This is a genomic window from Actinomadura fibrosa, from assembly GCF_900659615.1.
Taxonomy (GTDB): domain Bacteria; phylum Actinomycetota; class Actinomycetes; order Streptosporangiales; family Streptosporangiaceae; genus Spirillospora; species Spirillospora fibrosa.
The window spans coordinates 1-9,528 of the sequence record NZ_CAACUY010000301.1; the positions used below are offsets into that span (position 1 = coordinate 1).

Here is a 9,528-nt window from a genome sequence, read left to right on the forward strand (position 1 = left end):
CCCGCCGCGCTCCACAGCCCGATGGCGCCGGCGCGGCGCTCGGGCGGGGTGTCGTGCAGCAGCAGCGCGAGCGAGGCGGGGATCATCGCGGCCGCCGCGGCGCCCTGGAGCCCGCGGGTCGCGAGCAGCACGGGCAGGTTCGGCGCGGCGGCGCAGGCGAGCGAGGCCAGCGTGAACAGCCCGACCCCGGTCTGGAACAGCGTCCGCCGCCCGACGATGTCGGCGAGCCGCCCGGCCGGGGCGAGCAGCGCCGCGAACAGCACGGCGTACAGCGTGATCACCCAGGTGAGCCCGGACAACGTGGCGTCGCGGAAGTCGGTGTGCAGGTCCGGGACGGCGAGGTTGGCGACGGTCGCGTCCAGCATGGCGAGGAACGTGGCGCCGGCGGCCAGCACCGGGACGCCGCGCCGCGCGGCGGCCGCCGGTCCCGGCGGCGCCGCAGCAGTGTCAACGGTCATGGGATCCCCTTCGAGAATTAGAACGAACGGTCGTACTTTCTTCTCTCGAAGGCGGTCCCGTCAAGCGGTCCGGGTCCTTGACTTTGCACGAACGATCGTGCAGATTCAAGGGCGTGACCACTGACGGACGGATCCTCAAAGGGGAGCAGACGCGCAGGGCCATCCTCGCCCGCGCCGCGGACATCGCCTCCGCCGAGGGCCTGGAGGGCCTCTCCATCGGACGCCTCGCGACCGAGCTGAAGGTCAGCAAGAGCGGCGTGTTCACGCACTTCGGCTCGAAGGAGGAGCTCCAGCTCGCGACCGTCCGGCGGGCCGTCGAGGTCTACCGCGAGGAGGTCATCGACCCCGCCCTCGCGGTCCCCCCGGGCCTCGCCCGCGTCCGCGCGCTCCTGGAGGCGTGGCAGCGCTACCAGCGCGAACCGGTCTTCCCCGGCGGCTGCTTCTTCTACTCGACGACGGCCGAGTTCGACGCCCGCCCCGGCCGCGTCCGGGACGCGATCGCCACGTCACAGCGCCGCTGGCAGGAGTTCCTGGAACGCTGCCTCAGCGAGGCCCGCGACCTCGGCGAGCTGAGGGCCGACACCGACGTCCCCCAGCTCGCCTTCGAGCTGGACGCCCTGTGCCGCAGCGGCGGCGCCCAGGCCCTGCTCCACGACGACGACTCCGCCTACACCCGCGCAAAGAAGGCCCTGACCGCCCGCCTGAACGCCGCCGCCACATAAGCCCGCGCGAATGCGCCGGGCAGCGAGTGAGTTAGCGCACCGGTTTTTCGTGGACGGTGGGCGGCCCGTCCTTGGCGGCACCGCCGCGGACTAGGCGGCCTACTTCGGCGCGGAGGCGGACGAACTCGGGGGCGGCGCGGGTGCCGATCTGGTCTCGCGCGGCGGGCAGCGAGACGGGCAGCTCCTCGCGGATCCGCCCAGGGTTGCGGGCCAGCACGACGACGCGGTCGCCGAGGTAGACGCTCTCGTCGATGTCGTGGGTGACCAGCAGGATCGTCATGCCCTCGGCCCGGTGGACCTGGAGGACGAGGTCCTCCAGGTCCTCGCGGGTCTGCGCGTCCACGGAGCCGAACGGCTCGTCCATCAGCAGCATGGACGGGCGGTAGGCGAGGGCGCGGGCGATCGACACGCGCTGCTGCATGCCGCCCGAGAGCTGCCAGGGGTACTTGGACGCGGCGTCGTCGAGCCCGACCGAGGCGAGCGCCCGGACGGCCTGCGCGCGCCGCTCGGCCTTGCCGGTGCCGCGGCGCCGCAGCGGCAGCGCCACGTTGTCGCGCACGGTCAGCCACGGCAGCAGCGAGCGGCTGTAGTCCTGGAACACCACGGCCAGGCCGTCGGGGACGCCGTCGATCGGCGTGCCGTTCAGCACGACCTTGCCCTCGCTCGGCCTGATCAGCCCCGCGATGCAGCGCAGGAGGGTCGACTTGCCGCAGCCGGACGGCCCGACGATGGTGACCAGCTCGCCCTGCGACACCTTCAGGTCCATGCCCTGAAGCACCCGATGGGACCCGTACGCGTGGCCGAGTCCGGTGATCTCCAGCATGCCGGTCACCTTATCCATGGCTCGGCTCGTACGCGGCGGAGTCGTCGGAGGCGACGCGGACGTCGAGGAGGTAGGGGCCCGCGTGCGACAGGCCTTCTTCCAGCGCCGCGTCCAGGTCGGCGGCGGCGGTGACGGCGCGGCCGGGGACGCCGAGCCCGCGGGCCATCGTGACGTAATCGATGCCGTGGATGTCGGTGCCGGGCATGACGTCCAGCTCGATGCGGCGGCCGAGGGCCTTGACGGCGCCGTAGCCGTGGTTGTTCATGATGACGACCGTCAGCGGCACCCGGTGCTGGGCGGCCGTCCAGAGCGCCTGCACCGAGTACATGATCGAGCCGTCGCCGATGACGCAGACGACGCGCTCGCCGGAGCCGGCGATGCCGCGGCCGACCGCGACGGGCAGGCCCCAGCCGAGCGCGCCGCTGCCGGTGGTGAGGAACCCGCCGGACCGGGTGATCGGCAGCCGGGCGTGCAGCATCTCGCGGTAGCTGGGGACCTCCTCGACGATGACCGCGTCCGCCGGGAGCCGCTCGCGGAGGGACTCCACGACGAGCGCCGGGTCCATCGGGTCGGAGTGCCGCGGCGCGGCGAGCCGGACGCGCGGCTCGGGCGCGGGGCGGTCGGCCTTCTCGACCAGGTCGAGCAGGCCCGCGACGCCGGACGCGATGGTGGTGAGCACGCTGGTGCCGACCGGTGCCCAGGCCGTCTGCGCGGGGTCGCAGTCGAAGTGGAACAGGCGGGTGCCCGCGGGGATGTAGGGGCCGTCGGCGTGCACGTGGTAGACGAAGATCGGCGCGCCGAGGACGAGGACGACGTCGTGGCCGTCCAGGCGGGCGGCGAGCTGGTCGCGGACGGGCGGCAGGAAGCCCTGGAACAGCGCGTGGTCCTCGGGGAACCCGGAGCGGCCGGACAGCGGGCTGATCCACACGGGCGCGCCGGCGCGCTCGGCGAGGTCGACCACGAGGGGCAGCGCGCCCTCGTCGTCCACCCCGGAGCCGACGACGATCATCGGGTTGCGGGCTCCGTTGAGGGCCTCGGCCACCTCGGCGAGCGCCGCCGGGTCGGCGGTGAAGGAGGCGTGCACGGTGCGGTCGGGGACGGGCTCGGCCTCACGGTCCCAGTCGTCCTCGGGGACGGAGAGGAACACGGGGCCGCGCGGCGGCGTCATCGCGACGCGGTACGCCTCGGCGAGCGCGGCGGGCACGTCCTCGGCGCGCTCGGGCTGGCGCGACCACTTCACGTACGGGCGCGGGAACTGCGCGGGCTCGTCGGCACTGAGGAACGGCCGGGTGGGGAGCATCGCGCGAGACTGCTGGCCGGCGACGATGACGACGGGCACGCGGTCGCGGTAGGCGTTGAAGACGGCGCCGAGCGAGTGGCCGACGCCGCCGGCCGAGTGCAGGTTGACGAGGGCGGCGTTGCCGGTGCCGAGCGCGTGCCCGGCGGCGGCGGCGACCGCGACGGTCTCCTGGAGGCCGAGGACGTACGCGAAGTCGTCCGGGAAGTCGCGGAACATCCGCAGCTCGGTGGAGCCGGGGTTGCCGAAGAGCGTGGTCATGCCCGCCCGCCGGCAGAAGTCGAAGACGGCGTCGCGGACGGTGAACCGCGTCGTCATGAAGCCACCTTTCGCGCCGCGCGGTGCCAGGTGAGGACCCGGCGCTCGACGGCGAGGAGGATCGTGTTGAACAGGTATCCCAGGATGCCGAGCAGGACGATGACCGACCAGAGCGTCGGCAGGTCGGACTGGCTCTGGGCGTTGGTGAGCTCGAAGCCGAGGCCGTCGGAGGTCCCCGGGAGCAGCTCGGAGAAGACCATGAGGATCAGCGACAGCGACAGCGCCAGCCGCAGCCCCGCGAAGATCTTCGGGAGCGCCGACGGGATGATGATGAAGCGGATCCGGTCGGCGGCGGACATCCGGAACGTCTCGGCGGTGTCCATCTGCACCGGGTCCACGGTGCGGACGCCGTCGGCGGTGTTGAGCAGGATGGGCCAGATCGCGCTGAAGATGATCGACGCCACCTGCATCTGCGTGCCGAGGTCGAACAGGACGATGAAGACCGGCACGAGCGTGGGCGGCGGGATGACCCGGGCGAACTGGAGGACCGGGTTGAGGTAGGCAAGCGCTTTCTCGGAGCGGCCGAGGGCGAGCCCGAGGACGATGCCCGCGACGGTCGACAGCAGCAGGCCGAGGGCCATCCGGCCGAGGCTCGGGGCGATGGAGTCGCCCGCCTTGGTGGTGAGGAAGAGGTGGTCCGCCGGGCCGGAGAACCACATCTCCCGCATCCGCTTGACGATCTCGGACGGGGGCGGGAAGAAGGCGCTGTCGGCGACGCGGGTCGCCGCCTCCCAGCAGACGACCAGGATCGCCAGCGGCAGCCAGCGGTGCAGGACGCCGCGGACGAGGCCGGCGAGCAGGCCGCCGGCCCGGGACCGGCGGCGCAGGGGGAGTGCCGCGGTGGTCATGAGGCGCCGCTCCTCAGCGCGTGGTGCCAGCGGAACAGCCGGTTCTCGGTCTGGACGAGCACGCTGTCGATGATGAGCCCGAGGCAGCCGGCCCAGACCGTCCCGGCGAGGACGTCGCGGGTGCCGTCGGGGACGTTGCCGGCCTGCGCGATGAAGATGCCGAGGCCCTCGCCGAAGCCGGAGAGGATCTCGGTGCCGACCGCCAGGATCAGCGCGATCGCGGCGGACAGCCGCACGCCGGTGGCGATGAAGGGCGCGGAGCTCGGCAGCGAGACCCGCAGCAGGACCTGGAGGCGGGAGAACCCGAACGTGCGGAGGGTCTCCTTCGCCGTCGGGTCGACGTCGTCCAGGCCGTACATGGTGTTGAACAGGATCGGCCAGCACGACGCGTAGACGATGAGCGGCACCTCCATGTTGAGCCCGGACCCGAGGACCAGCCCGGCCAGCGGGATGAGCGCGACCGAGGGGATCGGCCGCAGGAACTCCACGATGGCGCGGACGGCGGTGTTCACCGCGGGGACGCTGCCGAGCAGCAGCCCGAGCGGGACCGCGATCGCGATGGCGATGAGCAGCCCGAGCGCCCAGGCGGTGAGGGTGACGCGGACGTTGTGCAGGAACTCCGCGTCGCCGAGGAGCTCGAACGCGCGGGCGGTGACGGTGGAGGCGGGAGGCAGAAAGGAACGGTCCACAATGTCCGCTCTGCCGAGCGCCTCGCTCGCCAGGAACAGGATGAGGACCCCGACGGCCCCCCGCGCCCACTTGCCGGGGCGCGAGAGGCCGGGGGACGGCGACTGGTCGGCCATGGGAGGAGTCGGACCCTCGTCAGGAGGTCGGCTGGAACAGCACCGACTTGACGTCCAGCTTCTGCTGGAGCAGGCCGCCGGAGTTCATCAGGTCCACGACCCGCTGGAGGCGGGTGCCGCTCAGCGAGGTCGGGTAGCCCGGCAGCGTGATGACCTTGGCGACCTGCGGGTCGATCTTGGCGTAGCCCGGCAGGACCTCCTCGACCTTCTTGCGGTCGGCGGCGATCGCCTGCGCCTTCTGGATCGCCCGCTGGAAGGCGGCGGCGGTCTTCGGGTTCTTGCTGGTGAACGCCTGGGTGCTGACGTAGCCGCTGATGGGCGTGTCGGTCACCGGCTGGCTGCCGCCGTCGACGACGACGCGCGCGCCGAGCTTCTTCTGCGTGTCGGACAGGAACGGCTCGACGATGTGGACGGCGTCGACCTGGCCCTTGTCCAGCGCGGCGGCCATCTGCGGGAACGGGATCGCCACGTACTGGACCTTGGACGCGTTGACGTTGTTGGCCTTGAGGATCGCGTTCAGCGTCAGCGACTGGATGTTGTTGAGGATGTTGACCGCGACCTTCTTGCCCTCCAGGTCCTTCGCCGTCTTGATCTTCGAGTCCGGCTTGACCAGCACGTTCATCATGTTGGAGGTGAGCGTGGCGCCCTCGGCGACGATGCTCAGCTTGAGCGTGCCCTTGTCCTGCGCCTGGAGGAAGGACACGTAGTTGGCGCCGGCGATGACGTCGACCTTGCCGCTGGCGAGGGCGGGCAGCGCCTGGGTGCTCTGCTGGACCGGGCTGATGTTGACCTTGAGGCCCTCCTTGGCGAAGAGTCCCTGCTTCTGCGCGATGTGCAGGGCGGCGCCGTCCACGAGCGGCAGCGACGCCACCGTCAGCGTCTTCTTCTCCAGTCCCTTGCCGCCGCCGGACGAGGAGTCCGAGTCACCGCAGGCAGCGGTGGCGGAGGCGACCAGGAGGAACGCACCGAGCAGGGCAGATAGACGTCGGGATTGCCTCATGGCACTCCTTAACTCATCAGGGGGAAGTTGCTCGGCGTGGCTGGGTAGACCAGGGGGAAGAGCCAGGGGGAACGACCGACACCACCGCTCCCGCCGCGCCTTGTGATCATGCGGCTCGGAGAGTATCGCGGACTGGGCGTCTTGGGTGGATTAGTTCCAGATTGTGTGACTGTTCCGTGTCCTGGCTGGGCGTTTGACTAGGCGTTGGGCGTCTCGGCTGGGCGGCGGTGAGGGCGCGCCGCGGCGTCCCGCGGCACTCCGTCCGAGGCGCCGCAGGCCCTATGGCGTAGGGGTTTCGACGTCCTCCGCACCGGTCTCCGGCGGCGGTCGGCCAGAACCTCATTCGGCTTTTGTCGTCCATTCGGACGGCGCGCCGCCGCCTTATTGGACTCCTTGTCACCGCCCGGCCCCTTCCCGCCTCTCCAGGGCCCCTTCCCTGCGCCTTCCCGGCGCTCGTAACGGTCTATTGCCGCGGCAATTCGGAGAGTGATCATCCGGAACCTGCTGCGCCGACGGCCGCGGGCTTGCGATCATGGGTCGGTCGTGGACGAGCAGGCGGCGTCGCGGCGCGTGCCGGTGCGGCTACGGACCGTCCCGGTACGCAGCGTAGCCGCCTGTACTCATTGAAACGGACAGGCCGACATGAAATCGCGAATGTCGCAATAGTCGGTATCGACTCGTCTAGGGTCCTTTGCGGCCCATCCATGGATGTGCTGCAATGTCGTGCGCCGGAGGCGGAACGATGTTGCATTCCACCCTTCGTGGCGGTCCAGTCACAGAGGATGCGGCACATCGAGAGGGAGAGGGTGTTAACGCCGGATGCAACCAAGCGACGCAGGTCGCGACCTTCCTCGGAGTGAGAACGTCGAGGCTCGGGCGCACCCTTCGACACGGTCGGGCGGCAGGATGAGCCTGCGGAACTGGCGGGTGCCGCAGCGACTCATCGTGCTGATCCTCGTCCCCACCGTCGCCGCCGTCACGCTCGCGGGACTGCGGATCACCGACTCGGCCGGCAAGATGCAGGCCTACGGGCGGGTGGAGCGGATGGCCGAGCTCGGTGAGGAGGTCACCCGGTTCGTCCAGGAGTTCACGGCCGAGCGGGACGTCCTCGTCGAGTACATCAGCACCAACCGCAACGCCTCCCTGCTGGAGGGCGTGCAGGCCCAGCAGCGCAAGACCGACGACCAGCTCTCGCGGGTGCGGACGGCGGCGCAGCGCATCGACTCCTCCTACGGCGCCGAGGCCTCGCGCGACGCCGTCACGGTCCTCAGCCGCCTCGACGGCGTGAAGGCGCTGCGCTCCCTGGGCGTCGGCACGCGCGTCCCGGCGTTCACCGTGCTGCAGAAGTACACCGAGGCCTCCGGGGAACTGGTCGACATCCTCGACGGACTCTCCCAGAACGTCGCCGACGACGCCCTCGCCGAGTCGAGCCGGGCGCTCGGCGCGCTGGCCCGGTCCAAGGAGGCGGTCTCCCGCGAGCGCGCGCTGCTGCTCATCGCCGTCCGCGCCCACCGCCTGGACGCCGACGAGCTCAACGCGCTTACCGCGGCCCGCGCGCAGGAGGACAGCGAGCTCCAGGCGTTCCGCAGCTCCGCCTCGCTGGCGCAGCGCCAGCTCTTCGAGGACACGGTCGTCGGCACCAAGATCGACCAGGCCAAGGACCTGCGGCAGCGGGTCATCTCGGCCGCGACCCAGTCCAACGGACTGCTCCCGGCCTCACTCAGCTCGGGCCAGGCCCTCGCCCTGGTGCGCTCGTCCATGACCGCGATGATCGACCAGATCCGCGCGGTCGAGACGAAGATGGCCGCCGAGATCCACCAGGCCAGCGAGGACAACCAGGCCGACGCCCGCACCTCGACGATCACCGACGCCGCCGCCACCGTCGCGCTGCTGCTCCTCGTCCTGCTGATCACCGTCGTGATGGCCCGGTCGCTGGTGCGGCCGCTGCGCCGGCTCCAGTCCGGCGCCCTGGAGGTCGCGAGCACGCGGCTGCCCGGCCTGGTCGACCGGCTCCGCGATCCGGAGGCCGCCGCGGGCGGCATCGAGGTCGAGCCGATCGAGATCAACTCGACGGACGAGATCGGCCAGGTCGCGCGGGCGTTCGACGAGGTCCACCGCGAGGCGGTCCGGCTCGCCGCCGACGAGGCCGTCCTGCGCGGCAACATCAACGCGATGTTCGTCAACCTCTCGCGCCGCAGCCAGTCCCTCATCGAGCGCCAGCTGCGCCTGATCGAGGAGCTGGAGCAGAGCGAGCGCGACGAGGACCAGCTCGCGAACCTGTTCCGCCTCGACCACCTCGCGACCCGCATGCGCCGCAACTGCGAGAACCTCCTCGTCCTCGGCGGACAGGAGCAGGTGCGGCGCTGGAACCAGGCCGTCCCGCTCATCGACGTCGTCCGGGCGTCGCTGTCCGAGGTTGAGCAGTACGAGCGCGTGGCGCTGCGGGTTCAGGGCGAGATGACCGTCGCCGGCCCCGTCGTCAACGACCTCGTGCACCTGCTGGCCGAGCTCATCGAGAACGCCACGGTGTTCTCCGCCGAGCACACCAAGGTGACCGTTTCCGGCCAGATGCTCAGCGGCGGCGGCTCCATGCTCCAGATCACCGACAACGGCGTCGGCATGTCGCCCGAGGAACTGGAGCAGGCCAACTGGCGGCTCGCGAACCCGCCCGTCATCGACTTCTCCGCGGCCCGCCGCATGGGCCTGTTCGTGGTCGGCCGCCTGGCGGTCCGGCACGGCATCCGGGTCGAGCTGCGCGCCGCGCAGGGCGGCGGCCTCACCGCGTTCGTCGTCCTCCCGGACGCCGTGGTCACGCCGGGCGAGAACGCGGGCATCGGGTCCCGCGGCTTCAGCCCCCGCGAGGCCGGCGGCAACGGGCAGCTCACCGCGCTCACCGCGGCCGCCGAGCCGCCCGCCCTCGGCGGCGGCGGGTTCCGCCAGGACGAGTACGCCTCCGGCCCGATCCCGTCCCTCGGCGGCACCGGCGCCCAGCCCGTGATCGGCGCGTCCGGCGGCCACCCGATGGTCGGCGGCTCGGGCACCCACCCCGTCGTCGGCGGGACCGGGCCGCAGCGGCCCGTCCGCGGCGCCACCGGCCCGCAGCCCCGGATGAACGAGTCCGGCCCGCTGCCCTCCCTCGGCGCCTCCGGCGCGCACGCGGCGTTCCCCGCGACCGGCCCGCAGCCGGTCGTGCCGCCCGGCGAGCCCCGCCAGATCGGAAGAGCGTCGTGTAGGGAAAGAGTGTAGATCTCGGTGGTCG

8 protein-coding genes are annotated in these 9,528 nt (G+C 71.7%); 2 read left to right on the forward strand and 6 right to left on the reverse strand.

Annotated elements, in window-relative coordinates:
• Positions 1-458: MFS transporter (locus E1300_RS43730; RefSeq protein WP_131763171.1), on the reverse strand; the 458-nt coding region annotated here is incomplete at its 3' end.
• Positions 459-571: 113 nt separating this feature from the next.
• Here E1300_RS43730 and E1300_RS43735 point away from each other — a divergent pair.
• Entirely contained in the window at positions 572-1,180 is a 609-nt protein-coding gene (locus tag E1300_RS43735; RefSeq protein WP_131763172.1) for a TetR family transcriptional regulator C-terminal domain-containing protein, read from the forward strand.
• Between the two features lie 31 nt (positions 1,181-1,211).
• Here E1300_RS43735 and E1300_RS43740 read toward each other — a convergent pair whose 3' ends face one another.
• The 5 genes from E1300_RS43740 to E1300_RS43760 are packed head-to-tail and all read right to left on the reverse strand — an operon-like array spanning position 1,212 to position 6,269.
• The gene (locus E1300_RS43740) at positions 1,212-2,021 is read right to left on the reverse strand and encodes an ABC transporter ATP-binding protein (RefSeq protein ID WP_242619780.1); all 810 of its coding nucleotides are present in this window, start codon (positions 2,019-2,021) and stop codon (positions 1,212-1,214) included.
• A complete protein-coding gene (gene mdlC, locus E1300_RS43745; RefSeq protein WP_131763173.1) occupies positions 2,014-3,618 on the reverse strand; it encodes a benzoylformate decarboxylase in 1,605 nt (534 codons plus the stop codon). The genes E1300_RS43740 and mdlC overlap by 8 nt, the downstream gene beginning before the upstream one ends.
• Positions 3,615-4,466: an ABC transporter permease gene (locus E1300_RS43750; protein ID WP_131763174.1), complete on the reverse strand. Its 852-nt coding sequence runs from the start codon at positions 4,464-4,466 to the stop codon at positions 3,615-3,617. Before E1300_RS43750 ends, mdlC begins: the two co-directional genes overlap by 4 nt.
• Positions 4,463-5,269, reverse strand: coding sequence for an ABC transporter permease (locus E1300_RS43755; RefSeq protein WP_131763175.1), 807 nt, complete (start codon positions 5,267-5,269; stop codon positions 4,463-4,465). Before E1300_RS43755 ends, E1300_RS43750 begins: the two co-directional genes overlap by 4 nt.
• 19 nt (positions 5,270-5,288) lie before the next feature.
• Positions 5,289-6,269, reverse strand: coding sequence for an ABC transporter substrate-binding protein (locus tag E1300_RS43760; protein ID WP_131763176.1), 981 nt, complete (start codon positions 6,267-6,269; stop codon positions 5,289-5,291).
• Positions 6,270-7,196: 927 nt separating this feature from the next.
• Between E1300_RS43760 and E1300_RS54385 the strand changes: the two genes are divergently transcribed.
• Complete coding sequence (locus tag E1300_RS54385; protein WP_207400304.1) at positions 7,197-9,515, forward strand: nitrate- and nitrite sensing domain-containing protein; 2,319 nt, start codon at positions 7,197-7,199, stop codon at positions 9,513-9,515.
• The last annotated feature ends 13 nt before the right edge of the window (positions 9,516-9,528 follow it).